This is a genomic window from Paenibacillus sp. AD87 (assembly GCF_001659845.1).
GTDB lineage: Bacteria > Bacillota > Bacilli > Paenibacillales > Paenibacillaceae > Paenibacillus > Paenibacillus marchantiae.
The window spans coordinates 231784-254350 of record NZ_LXQN01000007.1 but is presented as its reverse complement, the minus strand read 5'-3'; the positions used below and the strand labels follow the sequence as shown (position 1 = coordinate 254350).

The 22567-nt window shown below is 49.0% G+C and carries 19 protein-coding genes; 2 read left to right on the top strand and 17 right to left on the bottom strand.

Going from position 1 to position 22567, the window contains the following annotated elements; all coding sequences use genetic code 11:
• Positions 1–32: 32 nt before the first annotated feature.
• From gpAD87_RS01255 to gpAD87_RS01230, 6 genes are all read right to left on the bottom strand, one after another.
• On the bottom strand, positions 33–827 hold the full coding sequence (locus gpAD87_RS01255; RefSeq protein WP_064635803.1) for an STM4013/SEN3800 family hydrolase: 795 nt from the start codon (positions 825–827) through the stop codon (positions 33–35).
• Complete coding sequence (locus gpAD87_RS01250) at positions 820–2184, bottom strand: STM4014 family protein (RefSeq protein ID WP_231952402.1); 1365 nt, start codon at positions 2182–2184, stop codon at positions 820–822. Before gpAD87_RS01250 ends, gpAD87_RS01255 begins: the two co-directional genes overlap by 8 nt.
• Complete coding sequence (locus tag gpAD87_RS01245; protein ID WP_064635802.1) at positions 2185–3027, bottom strand: STM4015 family protein; 843 nt, start codon at positions 3025–3027, stop codon at positions 2185–2187.
• A gap of 366 nt (positions 3028–3393) precedes the next feature.
• A complete protein-coding gene (locus gpAD87_RS01240) occupies positions 3394–4017 on the bottom strand; it encodes an XTP/dITP diphosphatase (protein ID WP_064635801.1) in 624 nt (207 codons plus the stop codon).
• A 1-nt stretch (position 4018) separates the two neighbouring features.
• Positions 4019–4777 carry a ribonuclease PH gene (gene rph / locus gpAD87_RS01235; RefSeq protein ID WP_053783129.1) on the bottom strand — a complete coding sequence of 253 codons (759 nt, stop codon included), beginning with the start codon at positions 4775–4777 and terminating at the stop codon, positions 4019–4021.
• Positions 4778–4922: 145 nt separating this feature from the next.
• Positions 4923–5978: a GerMN domain-containing protein gene (locus gpAD87_RS01230; protein ID WP_063566699.1), complete on the bottom strand. Its 1056-nt coding sequence runs from the start codon at positions 5976–5978 to the stop codon at positions 4923–4925.
• 214 nt (positions 5979–6192) lie between these two features.
• Between gpAD87_RS01230 and gpAD87_RS01225 the strand changes: the two genes are divergently transcribed.
• Complete coding sequence (locus tag gpAD87_RS01225) at positions 6193–6759, top strand: phosphatidylglycerophosphatase A family protein (protein ID WP_063566698.1); 567 nt, start codon at positions 6193–6195, stop codon at positions 6757–6759.
• Between the two features lie 131 nt (positions 6760–6890).
• Here the strand turns inward: gpAD87_RS01225 and gpAD87_RS01220 are convergent, their stop codons facing one another.
• The 5 genes from gpAD87_RS01220 to gpAD87_RS01200 form a co-directional block, all read right to left on the bottom strand.
• Entirely contained in the window at positions 6891–7544 is a 654-nt protein-coding gene (locus gpAD87_RS01220) for a ferric reductase-like transmembrane domain-containing protein (RefSeq protein WP_064635800.1), read from the bottom strand.
• A 33-nt stretch (positions 7545–7577) separates the two neighbouring features.
• Entirely contained in the window at positions 7578–8621 is a 1044-nt protein-coding gene (locus tag gpAD87_RS01215) for an FAD:protein FMN transferase (RefSeq protein WP_064635799.1), read from the bottom strand.
• Positions 8618–9013, bottom strand: a complete 396-nt coding sequence (locus gpAD87_RS01210) for a hypothetical protein (protein WP_064635798.1) — start codon at positions 9011–9013, stop codon at positions 8618–8620. Before gpAD87_RS01210 ends, gpAD87_RS01215 begins: the two co-directional genes overlap by 4 nt.
• A gap of 167 nt (positions 9014–9180) precedes the next feature.
• Complete coding sequence (locus gpAD87_RS01205; RefSeq protein WP_064635797.1) at positions 9181–10170, bottom strand: MBL fold metallo-hydrolase; 990 nt, start codon at positions 10168–10170, stop codon at positions 9181–9183.
• Positions 10171–10188: 18 nt separating this feature from the next.
• On the bottom strand, positions 10189–10932 hold the full coding sequence (locus gpAD87_RS01200) for a class I SAM-dependent methyltransferase (protein ID WP_064635796.1): 744 nt from the start codon (positions 10930–10932) through the stop codon (positions 10189–10191).
• Positions 10933–11243: 311 nt separating this feature from the next.
• Between gpAD87_RS01200 and gpAD87_RS01195 the strand changes: the two genes are divergently transcribed.
• Entirely contained in the window at positions 11244–12119 is an 876-nt protein-coding gene (locus gpAD87_RS01195) for a DUF72 domain-containing protein (protein ID WP_064635795.1), read from the top strand.
• Positions 12120–12246: 127 nt separating this feature from the next.
• On the opposite strand, the gene gpAD87_RS01190 is transcribed toward gpAD87_RS01195, so the two are convergent.
• The 6 genes from gpAD87_RS01190 to gpAD87_RS01165 form a co-directional block, all read right to left on the bottom strand.
• On the bottom strand, positions 12247–14424 hold the full coding sequence (locus tag gpAD87_RS01190; protein ID WP_082934963.1) for a glycoside hydrolase family 88/105 protein: 2178 nt from the start codon (positions 14422–14424) through the stop codon (positions 12247–12249).
• A gap of 56 nt (positions 14425–14480) precedes the next feature.
• Positions 14481–15302: a polysaccharide deacetylase family protein gene (locus gpAD87_RS01185; RefSeq protein ID WP_064635793.1), complete on the bottom strand. Its 822-nt coding sequence runs from the start codon at positions 15300–15302 to the stop codon at positions 14481–14483.
• Between the two features lie 117 nt (positions 15303–15419).
• Entirely contained in the window at positions 15420–18728 is a 3309-nt protein-coding gene (locus gpAD87_RS01180; protein WP_064635792.1) for a glycosyl hydrolase, read from the bottom strand.
• A gap of 239 nt (positions 18729–18967) precedes the next feature.
• Complete coding sequence (locus gpAD87_RS01175) at positions 18968–20473, bottom strand: extracellular solute-binding protein (protein ID WP_064635791.1); 1506 nt, start codon at positions 20471–20473, stop codon at positions 18968–18970.
• A gap of 18 nt (positions 20474–20491) precedes the next feature.
• Complete coding sequence (locus gpAD87_RS01170) at positions 20492–21379, bottom strand: carbohydrate ABC transporter permease (protein WP_064635790.1); 888 nt, start codon at positions 21377–21379, stop codon at positions 20492–20494.
• A gap of 38 nt (positions 21380–21417) precedes the next feature.
• A complete protein-coding gene (locus gpAD87_RS01165; RefSeq protein ID WP_052016746.1) occupies positions 21418–22347 on the bottom strand; it encodes an ABC transporter permease in 930 nt (309 codons plus the stop codon).
• Positions 22348–22567 lie beyond the last annotated feature (220 nt).

Genomic DNA, 22567 nt, shown 5'->3' with positions numbered 1-22567 from the left:
TGTATCCGGTGTGTAGTTATTGATGATATGAATTATTTGTTCTGTAAAATAAATTCACGGTAAGGCACATTCCAGACAACATCATGCGCGAGCCTATGCCCCTGATAGCCATCCTCACCATACGCCGTGCCATGATCGGAAAAAGCTAAACAAAACGTAGGCCTTGAACGCTGCCTCATTGCATCAAACAATGGCCCAAGGGCCTTGTCCACATACCGAAGCGCTGCACGCTGTGTTTCTACCGAGTCCTCTCTTGCACCCTCCACAAAATAGCGATTGGGCCCATGGATGGCAGATACATTCAGGAACAAAAACAGCTTCTCATCTGGTGCGCTTTGCTCCAGCAGCTTCAAGGCATGTTGAACCTGATGCTCAGTCGATTTGGGATTGGTTACCCCAAAATTCATCCGCCAGTAGCTCTGCTGAAAATAACCTGGCAGCACTTTGGCGAGTGGATTTTTCTTGGTGAAGAAAATAACCCCGCCAATACAAATCGTACGATATCCTTCAGCTGCAAAACCGGATACGATATCCGGTGTGTCGAACAGCCACGTATGCGGATGCGTCTTTAATCCGGTATTCCGGGAATGAAAAAGTCGTACGTGGGATGCTTTGTTTGTATTAGCAGGTGTAGGCATGAAGCCTCCAAAAAAAGCATGATGTGCCGCATAAGTAAAACTTCCCGGAGTATGACGCTTCTCCCAAGGACCCGTACCGCACAGATTGGGGCAATTCTGTTCCTCCAGCTTGGCTACGTCATACCTTAACGTGTCCAGTGTAATCATTAATAGATTATGGGAGCCTACGATGGTGTTCATATCAGTCATAGTTGTAAGGCTCCTTTCGCAAAAGTTCCATTTCCCATTCATAGGTTCCAAGTCCGTTATGCTGCACTCTGTACAACAAATCTCCGAACGGATTCACATCCAAAATATAGGCACGCGGCTCAGTACCTCCACTGAGTATCACATCAATCCCGGCAGACCATGAGTTGGGGAAGGCAGCCATTGCTGCTTTCGCTGCCGTCTGAACTCCATTCATCTGCTGTTCATCCAGCCCCGCTTCTGCGGGCAGCAACCGCTCATTGCGCAAATGCAGATTGGTAATCGGTGTCTGACTAAGCCTTACGATGGCATGACCTGCTTGTCCACCTGCCACAAGCTGGCGTATATCAAACACGCTTGAACCCAGGGACGCTTTTGCCATCCAACGTTCAATCTGGGCCCCCTCAGCACACAGCCAATCCATGAGCGCCGAAATTTCCGAAGTGCGTGTGTACCTGCGCATCCGGCCTTCATTATAAAAAATGACCTTTCCCTGAATCCGTTCCATTCCAACAGTGGTTATGGCAATTTCGGCACCCGTTCGCGGATTAATTTGATAAGCAACAACGCCTGAAGCCCCGGAGCCACACGCAAGCTTCACGAAAACGCGATTCATACCCGCTGTTTTCATCGCTGTACGCAGGTCCGCATAATTGCGGATCGGTTCCGAAGATTGGAGCGTTGGGGGAACGTGAACGCCATGGGCAGATAGATGCTGCTGGCATTTCCTTTTATCAAACATGATCGCAATGTCATGAGGATCATTCATGAACCGGGCATTAGGCCAATATTCCAGAGCTTCATGGCGAATTCGTTCCAAACAGGCCTTCCAGCCACGAAACCATTGGTTGGGCGCGTAGATCCGTCCCCACTCCTGTTCAAGAGTGATTGTCTGTTCTGCCGGAATCATTCCCGCAGAAAGGTCATCGATTAACGGAGATACATCATTCACAGCTCCAAGAAAGAGCAGCTCACGCTCTACTTCCCATTCCTCACCAGGGGCATCCAGTCGAATAAGAGGTACACTATTCACTCCATGAACTAAATCATGATTCGCATATAATATCGATGCTGGTGAAGATATCCACGGCTCTCCCTTAACGTGTGTAGTCCCTCGCCCTTCCAGACATTGCTGTACGGCATCCGCCATGGTTCCGCCCCGTCTCCAAGTCTTTAGCAACCGGGCATAAGGCAGCACAAGTGCAGGTTGTAAGCCAATACGCTGTCTTGCCTCCTGTAATCCAAGGGTTCGGCGATTATTCGGGTTTCCAATTAACAAGAACGGCTGCTCCAGCGTCATATCCGAATCCTTAACTGGGCTTTGCAAATTTTCTTCCATTTCTGTCATGCCTGACATCATTTATTCCGTTAACGACGGGTAACGCCAGTCATCTTCATCACTCTGTTGTTGCTCGCTAACATCTACAGGTATACCTGAACGTTTCCAGCGAATGAGCATTTCGTCTGTCATGTAGTGGTAACTGAGATTGAGATGTTTCAGTTTTTTGATCTTGTCACTGGCAAGCAGCGCCTCAGCCCCTTCATCAGACAACGTGCCCTCTGACAGATCCAGGATTTCAAGTTGATCTAGAATGGGTGCCTCAGCTGCAGCTTTCGCAATCTCATCCTGAATTTCACTGTCTTTCAGACCCAGGTATACGAGCTTTGGAAATAAGCCCTGTTCCAAAAGTGGAAGTACATCTTGAAGTGAACCGTCGAATCCATAATCATCCACGCCCAGATACAGCTCAAGCTTACGCAATTCAGGCAACTTAGCCCGGGCAATTGAAGCTAACACGCTTTTGGGCAGACCACCGCAAATAATGATTAATTCTTCAAGTTTGGCATGTTCGATGGGTTCCAGACTTAGTCCGCTGCTGCCCTTCACTGAGAATGACTTCAATTCAGGAAAAGCAGCCAACAGTGGTGTAAGATCCGTCTGAATAATCCATGATACTTCGCATTCTTCAAAGCCCATATCTCCGATGAATAGTTTCTTCAATGACGGAAAGCTTTGAGCCAGCTCGATGAGTGCGCCCATAAATTCATCCGGCGAATTCTCATAAGCCTGTCCCCAGTCTCCAATAATCAGACTCTCCAGCGAACCAGCCTCCGGTTTCGCAGCCAGTTCCCTGATCAACGTTTCCATACGAATACCGTTCTCATAATCATCATAAGACACCGTAAGCTTCACTTCTTGCATAAACAAATCCCCTCCGTTTGAGTTCATTGATGATTCGTTAACTTGAATGTTAACCCATACTGTACAAGACTTGCAACTTCTTCCAACCCCGGTCCTAATGCTCTGCTCAAACGTGAAATCTCCGTATTTTTATATAGGTACAAGAACGTACGTTCCGATATTTTCGCAGAAAAAAGCGGGATTTATTTTGGGTCCCACGTATTGGCTTTAAACGAATCGGCTCCACTCATAAAAATAAAAAAACGTTAATGGTCGGTGAAGCATTCCACAGGAATGACTCTTACCTTCCACTAACGCTTTGATATTTAAGCAAGGCCATAATTCACCTTATACATTCATAATCATATGAGCCGATTCGTTTGAATCTCAGCCTTTCAGACTGGATACGAGCGCTCTCAGGGCATGGCCCCGGTGACTGATCGCCTGCTTTTGCTCCAGCGTAAGCTCGGCCATCGTCATCTCGTATTCAGGCACATAGAAGAGTGGGTCATATCCAAAACCACCACCACCGGCTGCCTCAGCTGTGATCCAGCCTTCCACCATGCCTTCTGATTCATACTTGTCTCCGGTTGCCGGGTCATACAACACCAGTGCACAAACGAAACTTGCTGGACTCAGAAGCGGTTGCTCCGTATCCTCACCGGATTTGAGCGATTCCAACGCTTCAAGCAGTTTGGCATTGTTCTTCGCATCGGTTGCACCCTCGCCTGCATATCTCGCAGAATACACTCCCGGGTCACCATCCAGCAGATCCACGCACAATCCCGAATCGTCAGCCAGGACAGGCAGACCAAGAGCATCGCCCACCGTTTTGGCTTTCTTCCAGGCATTCTCTGCAAAGGTTACGCCATCCTCAACGACATCCGGCAGCTCCGGATAGTCGAACATGCTTTTGACCTCTTTACCCAGCGGAGCGAATGCATGAGCGAATTCACGTACTTTCCCCGCATTTCGGGTTGCGACAATGATAATTGGGCTATCCAGACTCATGTTAGGCTTCTCCTAATCCACGAGCACCGATCTTGAGTGCAATGGGACCGAGAACTTCTTTTTGACGCTCAATCATCTCCAGAATACCCTGCTCACCCAGCTCCAGCATCGCGTTCAGCTCACGACGGTCAAATGGTGCTTCTTCACCTGTTCCCTGAAGCTCCACATATTTCCCGCCGCCTGTCATCACGAGGTTCATATCTACCTTGGCTTTGGAATCTTCATCATAGTTCAGATCCAGCACAGGCTGTTCTCCAACTACACCCACACTTACCGCTGCAATGAAATCCGTAATCGGGAATACTTGCAATTTATGCTGTTGGGCAATTTTGTTCACCGCGAGCGCCAGAGCTACAAACGAACCAGTAATGGACGTTGTGCGTGTACCGCCGTCGGCTTGAATTACATCACAGTCCAGTGTAATCGTACGTTCACCAAGCGCCTGCAAGTTAACGACCGAGCGCAGTGCCCGGCCAATCAGACGCTGAATTTCCATGGTGCGTCCAGTCAATTTGCCGCGGTTCGCTTCACGCTGATTACGAGTATGTGTTGCACGTGGCAGCATGGAGTATTCAGCCGTTACCCAGCCTTTACCCTGCCCTTTCATAAAGGGAGGAACACGTTCCTCCACCGTAGCTGTACAAATAACCTTGGTATCTCCCACTTCAATCAGTACAGAACCTTCGGCGTATTTATTCGTGTTAATTGTTAAATTCATCGGGCGCAGCTGGTCGCTGGTTCGTCCGTTAGATCTCATCATTTCTGCCTCCTACGACTTAAGCATCCTGTAATGTCGAGCTTGTTCACACTTTTACTAATCCCTTCTATATTACCAAAGAGTTCACTTAAAAGCATCCTGTCCCCCAAAGAGTTCTACCAACAGTAGGCTAAAACGCCTTTGTGACTTAAATTGGAATTTCATTGATATATTCAGGCTTCGATACTGGGGCACTGTAATCCCGATTATCATCACTCATGACTGTCTTTTGCCCATTCCATTCGATCTGGACTTTAGCTTCCTTGCCAGCTGTATTCTCGGCCGTAGTCAATACAACGGATTGCAGCAGTTCACTTGGCACGACATCTCCCTCAGTAAACATATCATCTTTGAGTGCAACCGTTACGGTTCCATCCTCAGACGTTTTGACCGATTGCAGCTGCGTTCCGCCGGTCATAACCTCTTCCAGCTCGCCGCCTTTGGCTGGCCCCTTAATCAGTTCATTCAACGCCGCCTGCACCCGGTCTCCACCTGGTGTCACTAGACGTGTAACCGGGACGTAATATTGAATGCCTGCTGGCGAAGCGGCTGAGAAATAAACCGTTACCGGACTGCTGTTGGTCGTGAATGTATCACCCAAATCAAGATTAATGCCTACCGCCCGATTCAGCGGTTCCGGCAGCGGTGTGCTGTTTACAGGCATTTGCGTTAACTTTTTGCCGTCTACCCAAATCTGTACGTTCTGCACATCTGGTGTGCCGGTGAGAGTCCAGGTGACAGCCTCCAGCATTTTGCGCTCGTTCTTGGCATCATACTTGGCAAAATTGCCGGAGAACTCCACGACTGCCAGTTTATCATCCGAATGAATCGTTACGTTCTGAACAACGGTACCCTGCGGGAGAACGCCCTGAAATCCTTCAGGCAACATCCCAGCATATGGACCACCCGTCACAAGTGTATCCAGAGCGGTCTTGGGACTGCTGACGTCCGTGCCCGACGGAAGTGTCATGGATACTGGAGCCAATAAACCTTGCTGGTCCTGCAGATACACGGTTGTAAGTGGCAGCTTGGCAAGTGATCCGTTGCCTTCGGCAGCCTGAATCATGGCCGCTTCCTGAATCGGCGGCGGTGGATCAATAGCCTCGGAGGACTGTGCCCCAAACATACCACATCCGGATAACACCACAGGAATACTCAACAGCGCAGCTGCAGAAGCTGTACGCAAATAACGGATCTTACTCATGATCACGTTCCCCCTCATCATTTTTACAGTTTGTACTACCATGTATACGAGCCTTTGCCCAAAAAATAACTACTTTTTAAACAAGCTCATCATGCATAAAACTGAAAACAGGCTTTCCATCCCCATCGAGGGATAGCAAAGAAACCCAAAACGGTTAATAACGTATTAGGATACAAGTGTAGGGACATTGCTAACTTCAGAGGAGGAATCGCCCATGGAACATCCGGAGCAAGAAAAAATCCCTTACAGCCTGAATAGCCGTAAAGTGGCAGAGGCAACGAGGGAATGGCTGCACAAGCGGGGCGTTACGATCCCTGAGATCGCAGAACTGGTCATGATGCTGCAAAATAAGTATTACCCAGGTCTTACGATGGAAGAATGTATCGACAATGTGGAGAAAGTATTACGCAAACGTGAGGTTCAGAACGCAGTCCTGACAGGTATTCAACTGGACTTGCTGGCAGAGCAAGGCTTACTCATTTCTCCTTTGCAGGAGATGATTGAGAATGATGAAGGGTTATATGGCGTTGATGAGATTCTCGCATTCTCCATCGTCAACGTATACGGAAGTATCGGATTTACGAATTACGGCTATGTAGACAAGCTAAAACCCGGTGTGCTTGAACGTTTAAACGACAAGAGCCTCGGGCCTGTGCATACGTTTCTGGATGATATCGTGGGGGCCATTGCCTCAGCAGCCAGCAGCCGGATTGCGCATCGCAAACAATCGGAGCTTGAAGAAGCTTTGGGAGAAAAACCTGTCAGCGATGATATCGTATAATTTGCATGTGTAATAGGAGTTGGAAATGAACGAACCAAGTAAATTCAACAATCAGACTTCTTCTGATCATGACAAAAAGGCGGCCACGAAGGCCGCTTCTTTTGTGTTGATTCACTTATTTTTGTAATACGCTATTTCAGATGCTCCTGTCTTCCCGCTCCCGCCAAACGATACACCTCTGCCCATTTCTGTTCCGCTGCCGGCTTAGGCTGTACACGACTGGGTCCAATTGTAATTTCCGGGCCTTTGCGTTCTCGCAGCATGCCACGAAGTACTGTAATACCAACTATACTCAAGCCAGTAAACACGTACATCAGACGCATAAGCACATTGCCTGAATCAGAGCCGGTAACCATGCCATGGAACAATAAACCGATGAATACGGGATAAGACAACATATGGAACATAAACCACCATTTACGGCCAAGCTTGTTACGCAGATCACTGGAAAGCAGTACGATCACCAAACCATAAAAAGATAACGTGCCCAGTCCGCTGCCGATCGGATGTACTGAAGCCGTAAACGGAATCAGCAATTCACGCCAGGTGAATGGGCTATAGTGATCAATATATAGGGTTAACGCATGCATGAGTCCAAGTCCAAAGGCGAGCCAGGTCGTTCGGGTATGCCATTTAAACATGGCCGCTTTAGGTTTGCCTTTAGCCATTGGCATGCCTTGAGCAATCCCCAGAAATACCCCCGCAAAGAGTAGCAAATAAGCGGCGATCCCACTAATTCGAATGATATTCCACGTCGGCAGGTAATCTACAATCCATTGCGCCATAACCGGCTCCCCCATATCTGATAGACTTGTCGTTTATATAAGACTGAAGCGGTGATCCGGATCGAAACCAGGCCAGCGTTCAGCGAGCGTGTCGGTATTTCCTCTAAAATAAGTGCTCCCATCCCGGGTCATCCACAGGACATCATGCCGGTCGTAATGACGGTTTAACCAACCTACTGCATCGGCACTTCCCAAAATACAGACGGTCTTGGCAATAATCTCACATTGCGAAGCATGCTGGCCCAGAACGGTACACTGTAGCACATCCGTATCTGCTGGCTCCATCGTCCGGGGATCAATTAAGTGATGTGAAAGGCTTCCGTCCGTATTCTGCCACTGTCTTCGTACCACTCCTGAAGTAGCAATTGCACCTTTCCTCAATTGAATATTCCCTATCAGATTACGCTCCTCCTGATAAGGATCGGTGACTTGCACGGACCACATCGGATGAAGTGTTGTCCCCCATGCCTGAATATCTCCACCTGCATTGATTAATCCGGCCGAAATATGAAGTGTACGTTGCAGCCAATCGGCGATACGCTCAACGGCCCACCCCTTAACAATGCCCCCAAGGTCCAGCTCAGTCCCAGGGTCCTTATGAACCATTCGGCTGCCTTCCCTTTGAATCCAACGTGGGCGGCTATAGTCATATTCGTCTCTCAGCATATCTGTTATATCCAATTGTCGAATGTCCAATCTGCGTTCAGTTCCAGATTGCTGAAGCTCTCTTTGTTGCAGCTGCTCGAAGCTGACATCGTAACCAGAAGCCCGCAGAGCCTGAGAAATACCTGGCTGAAAAATCCCTTCCGTCTGTCCAATATAACCGTATGCCAAACTTAACACTTCATCCATTGCTGCGGAGATGGGCATCCATCCTGTGCAACAATTCAGACGATTCAATTCACTGTCTTCCACAAATCGGCTGAAACGCTGTTCCTGCGCTTCGAACCAATTCTTCACCAAGGCTGCCGCATGCTCAGCTTCTTCCCGTCCTGCGGCTAACTGAACTTCCACGTCCGTGTTCATCGCCCGGAAGCGGAACTTAAGAAGACGGGAGACTTGCTCCGTGCGGCTCATGATGCACCCGTGCGTGACTGATAATTGCCACCGCTGTATCCGGAGTCTGTATCCTGATTGCTGCTCTGATCTGTTATCCAACCGCCCGAAGACCTGCCTTGATTCGAACCGATGGCATTGCTTCCATCGGTCGTTCCCTCATCCAGGCTATAGCCCTCATTGGACGATGCATCGGAATTGCCATCTGTGTTTTTCGTCCATTCGTCCATGACATCATCCTGAGCATCTATCTGAGTAGAAGCTGTACTGCTTATATCGGTACCATTAGCCGCCGCATAAGCGACATCAAAGGCATCAGAAGTTCTTACATATTGAAAGAGTGCAGCCACGGTCAACGTTGCTGCCGCTGAGGCTTGCCATTTTCTCCATTGGTTTCGTTTTTTCCTAGTCATCGCTCTTCCCTGCTTTCTCTGGCGAAGTTCATGCATTTATCATAGAAGTGCTGGCTTAAAAGAAGATGAATGGACGGTTAAGAGAGACTAAAGCTTTCATTTATTGGAGTCGTTACACGCAAAAAAGACTCTGAACAGGCAGTTCTCCTGGTCAAAGTCTTGTCATTCTAAGTATTTTCGATAAAAAAGAATACTCCGTTAGGCTGCTGCTCCTGTATAATATGCTCTCGCCGGATCAATTCTTGCAGATGCGCCAAAGTTTCGCTCATCGCAAAACGAAGCTGATGTGTTCCCAATCGGTCACCAAACATAAACACACAGATATCATACGCATTCGTCGGTGCTTCCCGGATTCGCTCCATCATCTTCTGAAGGCGCTCTTCATGATGAGTAAGCAGATGAACCGTTCGATCGCCAAAATGGCCAAACGGATTCCGATGCCCTGGATATGCCACTTCTACATCCAAAGCCCCCAGTCGATGCAGCCCTTCCATATAAGACAATAAAGGCTGATCGTCACTTCCCGGCTGCAGGCTAATATTCGGTGAGATCTGCGGCAATACGGCATCTCCACACAAGATCTCCCTGGATTCTGGCGCATAGAAGGATAGATGTCCTGGCGCGTGACCACCTGTTTCTACAGCACGCCACTTTTTCCCGCCCATAACCAACCATTCGCCATCTTCAATCGGTGTCACTACGGGAAGTGGCGTAATCTGTGAGATGAATCCCTCCATATGTTCACGGATCTGCTGCGTCTTGTCTTCCGGCATTCCATGGTGACTATAATATTCAGGCAAAACTGTATTTATAGTTGCCTCCGTTCCCCACATGTAATCCGCTTCCTGGCGGGATCGTGTGGACATTCGAACAGGCACACCCGTTTGCTGCTGTAGCCAGCCGGACAACCCCAGATGATCGGGGTGATGGTGGGTCAGTACAATCTGACTAATATCCTGAAAAGTTAAATTGAAATCTGCGAGTGCTTCGTGCCACTCCTGTTCCGTCTCAGTACTGCGTGGTCCCGGGTCAACAATCGTTATTGTTCCATCCGGTTCATGAAGCACATAGCTGTTCACCCAACGCAGTGGAAAAGCCATTGTAATCTTGACCCGATGCATGCCTGCTGGCATGGGAATGGATTCCGTTCGCTTCATTAATATTCTCCTCCAACTCTACTGCTCCGGCCGATGACCGACAAAAATCATCCGCGGCGATGTCTGCTCATCGTACTTCTCTTCATCATAACCGCCATGTACCTGATCCACCACGAGTCCTGCCTCGTGAAGCAGATCACGTAGTTGTTCGCGAGTGTACAGTTTGACGCGTTCCTGATAGATTCGTGGTTTTTGGCCCGATTCGGTATCGGTGATGTGAATTTCTTTTTGTACAAATCCATCCTGGATCTTGCGAAACTCCTCAATATTCTGTCCTTCGCTTTCACGTGTTGAATGCTGCACCAGATGGCGAGTCACATAAGCCGTGTTCATGAAATCAATAATATAGCTGCCCCCCGGCTTCAGCATCCGATGAATGGCGCGTAACACTCTTAGTTGCTCCCCATCCTCTTGGAAATAACCAAATGAGGTAAACAGATTGACAACGGCGTCAAATCCGCCTTTCAGTGGAAGCTCACGCATATCGGCGTGATACCACTCAACACGATGTTCTGTGTCCATATTGCGTGCTTCACGCAGAAGCACATCAGACAGGTCGATTCCGGTTACCTGGAAACCAGCATCTGCAAGGGCCAGAGAATGTCGGCCCATACCACAGCACAGGTCAAGTACCTTGGACTTTGGCTGAAGCTTTAACCAATTAATCATTTTATGTACTTCCTGATATGCACCCTGCACATCCCGATGTTTGTACACAAGAAGGTAGTCTTCTCCAAAACTCTTTTCATACCATTCCGTCATTACGTATCGCCCTCCACATGGTCACTGGCCCAACTATCCGTAATACGCTGTTATATCAGCCGGATCATATCTCTATAGCTTTTAGCCATTGTACCGTCTTTATCCTTCAAACTCAAAAATTTCCAAGCTTCGCCCACATTGAACGGCCGGAAACCACACGATATAATGTTAAACATAGTCAGGCCCACGCGAATCGGTTAACTATACATAGAAGATTGATATATAACTACTATGGCATCTTCACTTCATGAACGCCATTAGACGACTAAAATATAACTCGACATCAGAAGAAGCAGCAGGAGGTGTTATTTATGATTCGGATTGGACTTACGGGCTGGGGAGATCAGGAAGATTTGTACCCGAACCGTACCAAAGCGAAAGACAAGCTCCGTCTGTATGGACAATATTTTACGACCGTGGAGGTAGACAGTTCCTTCTACGCCGTTCAGCCTCGGGATCGGATGGCACGCTGGGCAGCGGAGACGCCGGAGTCCTTTGCTTTTATCGTCAAAGCCTATCAAGGGATGACAGGACATCTGCGGGGAAAACCCTATTTCACAAGCACCTCGGAGATGTATAAGGCTTTTCGCGAATCCCTGGAGCCTGTCATGGAAGCAGGCAAGATGCAAGCGGCCTTGTTCCAGTACCCGCCGTGGTTTGAATGCAATCGGGACAATGTCAATGAACTGCGTGAAGTAAAACTGAGAATGGAAGGCATCCCGTGTGCCCTCGAATTTCGTCATCGCAGCTGGTATGAAGAGGGCATGCGCGAACGAACGCTTGCATTTCTGAAGGAACAAGGCTGGATTCACAGCGTCTGTGATGAACCTCAGGCGGGGCCAGGATCTATCCCTATTGTACCCGAAGCTACCGATGCCGAGATGACGCTGGTACGTATGCATGGGCGCAATGTATCAGGCTGGCATCAGAATGGTGCACCCAATTGGCGCGAGACCCGTTATCTGTATCGTTACAATCAGGAAGAGCTGCTGGAGTGGAAAGGTTATTTAGAGCATTTGCAGGAGCAGAGCAAAGATGTGTATGTGATTTTCAACAACAACTCGGGCGGCGACGCGGCTGCCAATGCACAGATGATGATGGAGCTGCTGGAGCAGCCCGTGAAGCCCTTTCCTGACCGTACGGAGCGGGAGGAGGAAGAGGGGCCGGAGCAATTGGAACTGTTTTAACAACACGTTTAATTTGGAATCTGAATAGAATATTTCCATTCATAACGAAAAAAGCGGTAAGCCCTTAAGGCTGTGCCGCTTTATTTGTCGTTAGGCTGTATGCAGATGAACTCTCATAATTGCTGTACTAGCGTTGTCCAGCTGTAACCGAAGGGTCGAGCGAAATCTGGCTCAGCTGCTGGTTCATTTTATACGCCTCAATCCCGGCCAGAAGCACAATGCCGATACCGTGCGTATCGTTCAGAATCCATCCCAGATCGTCCCGGTAATAGAGTGCGGTAAAGGAGTAACCGGAACCCCGACATACACCGTACACGTTGCCTTTATAATCAATGGACAGACGCGTCATGCCCTCCCATCCTTTGCGCACCGCATCCAGGTAGGCCTCTGGCTGCTCCAGCCAGCCTTCACGAATACCGCGGGCATAAGCGTAGATGAACATCGACGTGCAGGAGGTTTCCTCATATGAATCCGGGCGGTTCAGCACCTGATGCCAGAGTCCATTTTCACCTTGCAGCGCCAAATACCCCTGACATAAATCCCGGTAAAAACTCAGCAGTTCTGGCCGTTTGACGTGATCGCTTGGCAGAATCGACAGTAGTTCGGTTAGCGAAAACAGAACCCATCCGTTCCCGCGCCCCCAGGGTATACCTGTCGCCCGTCCACGCACAAAATCATACACATGGGACATGATCTGTTGTTCCGGAATATAGAGATATTTGCGGAACATCAGGAACTGGTTGATCGCATCATCCCAATAAGAAGTATCTCCCGTCAACTGACCGTAACGCATCAGGAAAGGTGTGCTCATATACAGATCATCACACCACATCGTTTCCTGGCGCATCTCGCCGCTGCCACGAACACGGTAAAAGGCTCCGTCGTCTAGACGTTCCTGTTCATCCGTAATATAGCCCGCAATACGATTTGCGGTATCTTTACCTCCACGAATGTCGCCGAGTTCCATCGCTGCGAGCAGCGTAGATCCAAATGAACCGCAATCATCCAGACTGTCGATTGCAGACAACTGATTATTAATTCCCGCGGCGCCGTACCCTTCCCGATCCCACAGACCATAACGGTCAAACGACGTACTCAGGCCGATATGGTCCCGCACATACTGAACATAGTCGTCACGTCCCAACTCCTGTCCAATCTGAAGAAGTCCGAGGAGGGTGACACCGAGTGGATAATTCCATTTGCCATAATGGGTATTTTCCAAATAGGGCCGGACACTCGTTTCAGGTAGATCCACATGCCAGTATACACCTTGGGCTCCATCATCAAATACGGTATCTGTTACCACGATGTCTTGGGGAGATGGTTCAGAGCCTGGGGAAAATGCACCCGTATACAGCCACGCATCGGGACATCCTGCAACCGGATGAGGTGGTCTTAATCTCCAGCCTTTTGCAGTGGAATCCTTCGCATCCTCCAGTGTGAATCCCCACAACTCGCTCCCAGCCTTGGTTTCACCTTTCGCTATCAGATCAGATGGACCATAGCGGCGAGGCAGTTCAATGCGAAAATTGCTGCTTTGCCCAGCGGAATATATTCCCTTGCCATCAACGTACAGGGTGAGAGCACCCTCATGTTTCCCTTGCAGAAGAACAGGTGTCGATCCCGGTTGAATGACATCCAGTTTGGACCATGCGTACGCAACAACCGGCTGCTCTGTCCCAAAGATTCTGGCGAAAGCTCCAGCATTCTGTTCCCCTTCTGACCAGTCCCTGCGCGGATACCAGGAGAGGCCCGTTTCTTCTTCAGTCATGCCATCACGAGGGAGTGATGATAAAGGTTCATCGACGGGTTCCGAGTACAGCCAGCCCTCCTGTCCTTGGCGGTCCACACCAGGTGTGAGGAAGTGAAGCGGGAAGTTTTTAAATGAGGCCGTTCCGTAGATCCCGCCGAATCCCACCTCTGTTTTTACAAAACAAAGCAACACATCGTTCCAGCCAAATTTCACGGAAATCGGAATCTGGGTTCTGCGCTCGGGAAATAATTCCTGCAATAGCTCCGATTTGAAAATCTCTTCTCCATTCACATAGACCGTCACCGGACTATAACAGTTCAGTCCCGTATTTAATGTAGCCTCCTGCTGGCTCCACAACTTGCCCCATACGTATACGTACTGTCCTGCACGAGCCTCTTTCCACTTGGCATCCAGATTCAGATCATAACGATAATCCCCAAGTCTGCGGAAGCCTCCACGGTGGTACGCTCGGAACAAAAAGGAGTGTTTCGGATGGTCCCCAATATAACGCTGTGCCACGATAGTCAAAATATCCGGAATTGAATCATACACCTTGCCTGCAATCGCCTCGTTCTCATGAAAATAACGAATGATCGTCAGCTCCCTTCCTATACCTTGATTCGTTCGGTTAGTCGCAATGTCTCGCCAGCCTTCACTTCAACCACCTGCTGATCCGCCGTAAACCAGACGGTGATCGCGGACGGATTGTGGATGATGGACCGATCTGCTGAACACTCCAGGCGTTTGACCGCTTTCCAGTAAGCAATCACTTCGATGTTCGTTGTGTACCAGATGTCGTCCCGACCACCAATCTGCTCAGCAAACTGCTCTATAATCTGCCAATTGTCGTTATCATTGAATTCATAGCTGTGACCCCATACATATAACAAGAGTGGCGTACCTGTCTTCGTATGCTGGATAAATCGTTCGGCATGGGCCGCCAAATCATGGTTGTGGTGGCAGGTTGGATGCCATTCGAGCGGCCGCTCAGGCAGTGTGTACCTGCCGTGGGATTCAACCGTGCGTGCATAATCGATGCCAAGCCATTCGAGCTTGGTGCTAAGTGAACGGTCATAACCCCCATTTGGATAGGCCATACCTCTTACCGGATAACCGACAAGCTGTTCCAGCGATCTCCGATCTTCCATAATCTCTTCGGTCAGCAGCTCATCCGGGACATAAGGCAATGTAGGATGGGTGACCGTATGCACAGCCACTTCATGTCCGGCATATAACTTCGCAACTTCTGTCGTCTCCATTCTGCCAGGTTTGCTCAGGGTACCGGAATTCAGATTGAATGTGCCCCGCAGCCCATGTTGATTGAAAATTTCCACCAGTCTGCGATCATGCACCACACCATCGTCATAACTGAACGTCAAGGCCTTCATCACGCCACCTGGGTAGCGGTCAAACTGGATACGATGTCCCATCTTGTTCCTCCTCCCACTTCAATTGCTTTTTCCGGCTTTTCATTTTCCTTGCTGTAGAACAGCAGATCAACGATCCTTCTACCTCCTTAAGGAATAAATCCGTTTATCTTGGGAGGTTTATTCTTCAGCTGATACATGACCAGCTTCCTGCAAACGGTGGCTGCCCGAGTCAAAATACGTACCTTCCAGCAGTCCGATTAATGTATTGGTAACGCGTACTTCAATATCGTTCTCCCCTGCTCGCAGCCACGAGGCTTCTCCCGTCCAGCGATATGGAGACCAGCATCGAACGCCCAGACTGTGACCATTCACCCGTACCTCGACCACATCCTGCACCTGCCAGTCGCCGAATTCCAGTTCAAAGGACGCGACTTCTTCAGCAGGCTGATCCACCCAGAAGCTTCGTTTGTAACTCATCTCTCCTGCAAAATGGGGATAAAACGGCTGTGGCTCAGGCCCAATTCGGATCGCCGTATCCGGCTCACGAACGAGAGAGACCATGCCATCATGATGGAATTCCACGCCAAACCGCCCTTGCAGATACAGCGGATCAACGATACCTTCTTCATCCCTCGTGACCTGTACAGTAACGGTCATTTCATTCAGGCCACTGCGCAACAACTCAGTTATATTGCAACCAATATTATGGTGATCGGTAATTTCAATCGGCTCAAATAGATCAGGTCCGATCGGTTGACCGTTGATTTCCATGGTCCAGTCACCTGATATCGCTGCCCTGTCCATGAATAACAGACATTCTGCCAATGCCGTTCTCAGCTCAAATGTAGTCGTATACTTGCACTGGATTGGATAGGCAACGGATGCTGTCTTCGGTGTACCAAATACCTGATTAAACTGGAGCGGCAGATGATGGTTCTCCGACAATTCAGCCGCCTGGTCAATAAACGGTTTAATTGCAACATGATTACCTTCAAAAATTACACCGTTGTCATTGGAAGCTGTTACGTTGAACTGTCCCATTCGAAGTGTGTTGGACTGCACGGTTTCCAGACGCCATGGCCCTTCCGAAGGAAGCTGAATGGTATGGGGTGCGTTCTCAGTCTTAGTAACTAAACGATTCCCCTCTGATGCCTCTTGAGCATGTTGTAAAGTAAGCCTCACCGCATGTGCTTCATAGGGAGCAAGCTTTAACGAAATGCACCATTCACCACCACTGCTGGTAAACGGCAATAATTCACGCTGTCCTGTCTCCAGATCGAGGCGTTCCGCCAGCAGACGTGTACCCGCTGAAAGATCCAAATCCGTCCATAACCGCTTGGCTACTATTTTCAATTGCCCTTCAAGTTGTTGTCCTTCCTGGTTGGATAAAAAGATCATAAATTCTCCGTCAGATAATTGACGGGTCTGCATAAGCAGCGACGCACTTTCTTCTTCCATGATCCAACAGATCGGTTCGGGTAGTACATGATCCAGCAGCAGGGAGATCAGTTCCAAGGAGAAGTCATCCCCGCGACCTGTTCCCGCAGGTAGAAAATAGGCATTCCCCTGTCCCTGCTGCCACATCAATTCGCTGCTGTCGTGACCTGTTTCTTCCGCATTGCCCCAATATGCCTCGTGCGGCTGGTTGCCTGCTCCAAAGAACTGTGCGGCCTCATTTCCTGCAGGGCTTCCGGGCTGGATGGCTACATGCGGAGGCATGCCTACCGATATGACCGTTCCCCCCTGTTCTACGAACAGCTTCACCTGCTGCCAGGCTGCTGCCTCCAGGTTCAGCATCGGTGGAAGAATCAGTACCTCATAACGTGCAACGCCAATCTGAATCATACCCTCGTTCAGTACAGCTTCGGCTAACAGCTCGGGATCCAGATGATCATAGTCACGTCTGTTTTCGAGCAGATGCGAGGTGATCCGCATCCAGTCGTTCGTGAGACGATCCAGCTTCGCCCGTTCTGCTTCGTCTTCTCCCCCATATTCGAACCCGTGAAGCGGATTGCCCATCAGGCTCCAGAACGTGGTCGTTGGTTCAAGCACGGCAATTCGGATATCCGCTGTCCCGGTGCTCATCAGATAGCTTAAACGTCCCGTGTAATCCCCCAACTGCCGGAAGTGACGCCAATACGGGTTCTGTATAAACTGGGATGGCGGTGCGTCATGCTTGGCAAGTCCGCCGATGGTATAGAAAAAGGCGTGGAAGTTAAAAAAGTTGGTGCCCATGGCTGCCATACGGTCAATCATCCATTTGGCATCCTGTAAGGTCATCGACCAGCCTACACTGTGAAAACACTCAATCAGATTGCGGCTTCGTCCCAGCTGTCTGGCAAGCGAGCTGACCATCTTCGGATTGTCGCGCATTTTCTTGCCATACCGTTCCAGAATCCAGGATAAGGAGCGTCCGATTTTCTCATGTGCGGAATCTCCACCTGGCATGTGGCTGAACAACTGCGTGGTCATCCGTACCCCGGGCACTTCTGCCGCATACTGAATCCCTGCTTCTTCGCACCAGTCATGTACCTGTTTGTGATACGACTCCCTGAGCAGCAGATGTAGCGACTGGTAGTAGTCATACCGGATTCGTTCTGCATCTGGGACATCCCCATGCAGCAGAGCAGGTAGAGACTCGATCAGACTGTAACCGCAGCGTTCACTGAAATAGCCGGGAAGCTGTGGAGACCAGGGGATACGCCCAAGCGGCGCAATTTCATCGGAGAACATGCCTTTGATTACGCTTTCAAACTGTTCTCCAATTGCTTCCTTATACCGTTCGTGGGTCAGTTCAATAAAACGGCTCATCGCTTCCTTGTGACACGGGTCTACAAAGTTGCCGTAATATTTGAAATCATCCATCTCTTCTTCCTGAAATATAATCACGTCCCATTCCCCAGCGGGAGCTTTCCATGACAGGCGGAAAGCCGTTCGGTATGTAAAAAACCGCTTGCGATTATACGACGTGAGTCCTGTCTCCTGATAGACCTGATCAGTCTGGATATTGCCGATGTTATTGCGCAAATCAATGGATTCATGCCACAATCGTTTGCCCTGCGCATCCTTGGGTATTGCCTTCGCCACTAGAATTCGACCCCACGGCAACTCATGATCCACTGTATCTCCGCCATGAACACGAATCTGCTGATGCACAAGCTGGCGCTGCTTCGCCTCGGGAAAATCAAGTGTCACCTCACCGCCAGCCATCCCACTTGGATAGGGATACTCGTCATATAACCATACCTGCATACCGCAGGCAGCCGCTGCTTCCACTGCAATCCGTACCTTGTCAAACCATGCTTCGGACAGATAGGGAATCTCCAGCCCCTGACGTGGACAGATGAAAAAACCACCTACGCCCTGTGCAGACATTTCGGCTATTTGTCGTTTGATTTGCCCTTCTTCCATATCCCCATTCCAAAACCAAAAGGGATGAACCCGGTACTGCGCCTCGGGATTTTCAAATGCATCCCCGTTCCACATGTCGCTTCCTCCCTGTATGTGCAAGAGTGGTCGTCCATCTACCGATAACGTTCATTTAAGTTCAAATAGGTTTGTTTTGCATTGATTATACATCAAAATCTAAATACTGGAAGCCATAATTCACAAAAAAAGAGATGAAGATCGTTTTTTAAATAGCCTGAACTAACTAGGGATACACGGAAATGCCCGGCTGCCACCTTTGCACTACAAGAAAGGCTGCCGGGCTCTGGAACATCAATCTACTTCAGTGCAGCGTACAGCTCATTCACTTCTTTGACATAATCGTCGCCACCACTGCTTTTCCACAGTGCTACAGCATCCTGGAAACCTTTTTCATCAATTTGCCCCACGATGAATTTGATACGGGCATCATTAATGATGTTATCCAGCTGTGGTCCTTTCTGGGCATACACATCGGAAATCAGCGGTTCGCCAGGATTAGCAATGACGATTTCCTCATTGGCTTTCTGCACTTGTGCAACCTTTTCGCGAACAGGTGTCTGTTGCACACGAAGTGTTTTGTCCTCTGGAATAAACATAAGAATCTGATTCAGACCCTGTACATCTCGCAGCGCCAGTTTGTCAGTTGTCGGAATGATGTAACCCTCTTTTTTCTCATACTGCTTGCCTTCCAGACCGTTCCCTAGCAGCGCCTGCAATTCAGGTTCATTCAGCTGATCCAGGAAACTCAGCACCTTTTTCAAGTCTTCTTCCGTTTTAACACTACTTTTGGAAATAGCAATCATGCCGGAATAGCCGGATGTTGGCATGTCACGCAAACCGTTCGGACCCTCCATTGCCTGAAGCACATCCACATGCCCGGTTGCAGACGGATCTTTCTCCAGTATCTTCTGATCCATGCGCTGTGCGTTATCTGCTACATCCACCATTACGCCTGCTTGCCCGTTCACAAACGGATCGGACAACTTGGTTGCATCCATCACGGCAAAGTCCTTGTTGACCAGACCTTCGCTATAGATTTGGCGGAAAAATTTTAGCGCTTCCATATATTCTGGTGTCTCGTGTGCCGGCATTAAACCTCCGTTACCATCCTCGCCCCACTTGTTGGGTGCACCAAACCAAATCTGCATATTATCCCAAGGGCCGGTGAATTTGCTCGCTACCAGACCGTAGGTATCGTCTTTACCGTTGCCGTCTGGATCATCCTTCGTGAACGCTTTCAATACGTTGTAGAACTCATCAATGGTCTTTGGCTCTTCCAGACCAAGCTTCTCCAGCCAATCCTTGCGGATCGTGACACCGTTACGTCCTAGAGCACGTGCGCGGTAGATGCCATAGGTTTTGCCATCGATAGAAGCATTGTTAGTGATAATTTCATTCATCTTGCTTAGGTTCGGATAGTCTTTCAAATAAGGTCCAAGCTCCCAGAAAGCTCCGGTACGAGCCGCATTAATGAAACTTGGGGACTTACCCAGCACAACCATAACATCGGGCAGTTTGCCCGAGGCCAGCGTGATATTAAATTTGTCCTCATAAGAGCTGCTCGGTACCCATTGCAGATTCACATCCATCTTGGTCAATTCCTCAAGCTTATGAATCACAGGACTGTTATCCGGCGGATTCTCCGCTTCAAAGTTCGGAAGCATAATCGTGATCTGATCCGTGCCACCCGCAGCTGTTCCTGAACCTGCTTTGTCCGTGGAGCAAGCTCCCAGAACCGTACTCAGTACTAATGATGCTGAGAGTAGCAATGCGCCTTTTTTGAATCCCGTCTTTTGTCCCATACGTTCTCCCCCTCGGCTTTAGCCTTTGATTGAACCTAGCATGACACCCTTGGCAAAATGCTTCTGCAAAAACGGATACACCAGCAAAATCGGGATGGTACCAACCACAATGACCGCCATTTTAATGGACTGCTCCGGTGGCTGTACAAAATTGGGGTCCATGTTCGCCATATCTCCAACACTGGCCTGCGAGAGCAGAACGATCTGTCTCAGCATGACTTGCAGTGGCCATTTGTTGCTGTCGGAGATGTACAGGAGTGCCGAGAAAAAGTTATTCCAGTGCCCTACGGCGTAGAATAACGCAAATGTGGCAATCACCGGTTTGGATAATGGCAGAACAATTCGCCACAGTACCCCAAGATCCGAACAGCCGTCGATACGGGCCGCTTCCTCCAGCCCTGGCGGCATTTGTTGAAAAAAGTTTTTGACAACAATTAAGTTAAAAGCGCTGATCGCGCCAGGAAGCATAAGGGCCCAGTAGGAATCCAGAAGTCCAAGTCCACGAATGACGAGATAGGTCGGGATCATCCCGCCGCCGAACAACATGGAGAAAATCACCATGTTCATCATGACATTTCGGCCCCAGAAGTCACTTCGGGACAGTGGGTAAGCCATCGTCAATGTGAAGAAGAGATTGACCAATGTACCTGCAACCGTAACAAATATCGAAACCCCTATACTGCGGAAGATGGTGGACGAGGAAAAAATATACTCATACGCACTGAATGAAAAGACCTTCGGAATAAGGAAAAAACTGCGTTCGGTAATCTCGGCTTCGGTTGCGAATGAATTTCCTATAATATACAGGAAAGGAAGGACGGTTAATATGCCCAGAATCCCCAGCATGACGTAATTGAAAATATCAAATACTCTGCCGGCAGGGCTGTTGTATAGACGGCTGTTCATGGGCGATTTCCTCCTTATGAATGGATGTCAACACACGCTTAATAGATCCCAGGATGCCCGAATTTCTTGGCCAGTTTGTTGCTGCCCAGCACCAGAATAATGCCGACCACTGACTTGAATAACCCAACCGCGGTACTGTAACTGAATGCACCTTGCGTAATCCCGACGGTGTATACATACGTATCAAATACATCTGCCACATCACGATTCAGCGAGTTGGTCATCAGATAGATCTGTTCAAAACCGGTATCCAGAAAGTTCCCCAGCCTGAGAATGAGCAAGATAACAATGGTCGTGCGAATCGCTGGAAGCGTGATGTGCCACATGCGCCGTAATCGACCTGCACCATCCACAATCGAAGCCTCATACTGCTCTGTATCCACACCTGCCAGTGCTGCAAGGAAGATAATTGTTCCCCAGCCCATCTCTTTCCACATCATCTGAACAATAATGAGCGGACGGAATGACCCCGGACTTGCCAATACATCGATCGGTTTGCCTGTGATCCAGGAAATCAGGTCATAGAGTACCCCGCCTTGCGGAGTCAGGAATACATAAGTGATACTCGCGATAATGACCATGGAAACAAAGTGAGGTACATAGACCAGCGTCTGAATCGTTCTTTTGAAGAAAGCGACCCGGATTTCATTAAGTAACAAAGCGATGATAATCGGTGCCGGGAAAAAGAATATAAGATCATATAGGGCAAGGACGAGCGTATTCCTCAGCAATCGGAAGAAGTCCGGATTGGAGAAGAAATTCGTAAAGTTCTCCATACCCACCCATTGACTGTCGCGAATGCCCAGAAAAGGCTGATAGTCCTGGAAGGCAATAACGATCCCCCACATAGGCAAGTATTTAAAAATGACAAAGTACAAAAATCCGGGAAGCACAAGCACGTACAGCCATTTATTTCGTTTGATCTGCCTCTTCCAGTTGGACTCCCGCTTCATCGGCAATGCGGCCATATCCACTTGAGCTGCTGTAGCGCCATTTCCATTCCAGTCCGTCTTCCCGTTCATAATGTCTCCCCTCCCCATTTATGTAAGCGTTATCAATCGACCTGTTATTCAGACTATACAGCTGCCTTGTTTCCGGCAACCTTCATTTTTTGCATAGTTGCGCAAAGTGGTCCGAAAGCCCGCTATAACGCCATTCCTTCTTCAATTTGGATATATTTTGGCAAAG

What these genes read in the sequence shown, in the direction of transcription:
- gpAD87_RS01205 (WP_064635797.1), bottom strand. Translation starts at nt 10,170, where the DNA reads ATGAAGCGAACGGAATCCATTCCCATGCCAGCAGGCATGCATCGGGTC.
- gpAD87_RS01225 (WP_063566698.1), top strand. Translation starts at nt 6,193, where the DNA reads ATGGAACATCCGGAGCAAGAAAAAATCCCTTACAGCCTGAATAGCCGT.
- gpAD87_RS01195 (WP_064635795.1), top strand. Translation starts at nt 11,244, where the DNA reads ATGATTCGGATTGGACTTACGGGCTGGGGAGATCAGGAAGATTTGTAC.
- rph (WP_053783129.1), bottom strand. Translation starts at nt 4,777, where the DNA reads ATGATGAGATCTAACGGACGAACCAGCGACCAGCTGCGCCCGATGAAT.
- gpAD87_RS01185 (WP_064635793.1), bottom strand. Translation starts at nt 15,302, where the DNA reads ATGGGACATCGTATCCAGTTTGACCGCTACCCAGGTGGCGTGATGAAG.
- gpAD87_RS01165 (WP_052016746.1), bottom strand. Translation starts at nt 22,347, where the DNA reads ATGGCCGCATTGCCGATGAAGCGGGAGTCCAACTGGAAGAGGCAGATC.
- gpAD87_RS01245 (WP_064635802.1), bottom strand. Translation starts at nt 3,027, where the DNA reads ATGCAAGAAGTGAAGCTTACGGTGTCTTATGATGATTATGAGAACGGT.
- gpAD87_RS01200 (WP_064635796.1), bottom strand. Translation starts at nt 10,932, where the DNA reads ATGACGGAATGGTATGAAAAGAGTTTTGGAGAAGACTACCTTCTTGTG.
- gpAD87_RS01220 (WP_064635800.1), bottom strand. Translation starts at nt 7,544, where the DNA reads ATGGCGCAATGGATTGTAGATTACCTGCCGACGTGGAATATCATTCGA.
- gpAD87_RS01230 (WP_063566699.1), bottom strand. Translation starts at nt 5,978, where the DNA reads ATGAGTAAGATCCGTTATTTGCGTACAGCTTCTGCAGCTGCGCTGTTG.
- gpAD87_RS01215 (WP_064635799.1), bottom strand. Translation starts at nt 8,621, where the DNA reads ATGAGCCGCACGGAGCAAGTCTCCCGTCTTCTTAAGTTCCGCTTCCGG.
- gpAD87_RS01250 (WP_231952402.1), bottom strand. Translation starts at nt 2,184, where the DNA reads ATGATGTCAGGCATGACAGAAATGGAAGAAAATTTGCAAAGCCCAGTT.
- gpAD87_RS01255 (WP_064635803.1), bottom strand. Translation starts at nt 827, where the DNA reads ATGACTGATATGAACACCATCGTAGGCTCCCATAATCTATTAATGATT.
- gpAD87_RS01180 (WP_064635792.1), bottom strand. Translation starts at nt 18,728, where the DNA reads ATGTGGAACGGGGATGCATTTGAAAATCCCGAGGCGCAGTACCGGGTT.
- gpAD87_RS01210 (WP_064635798.1), bottom strand. Translation starts at nt 9,013, where the DNA reads ATGACTAGGAAAAAACGAAACCAATGGAGAAAATGGCAAGCCTCAGCG.
- gpAD87_RS01240 (WP_064635801.1), bottom strand. Translation starts at nt 4,017, where the DNA reads ATGAGTCTGGATAGCCCAATTATCATTGTCGCAACCCGAAATGCGGGG.
- gpAD87_RS01175 (WP_064635791.1), bottom strand. Translation starts at nt 20,473, where the DNA reads ATGGGACAAAAGACGGGATTCAAAAAAGGCGCATTGCTACTCTCAGCA.
- gpAD87_RS01170 (WP_064635790.1), bottom strand. Translation starts at nt 21,379, where the DNA reads ATGAACAGCCGTCTATACAACAGCCCTGCCGGCAGAGTATTTGATATT.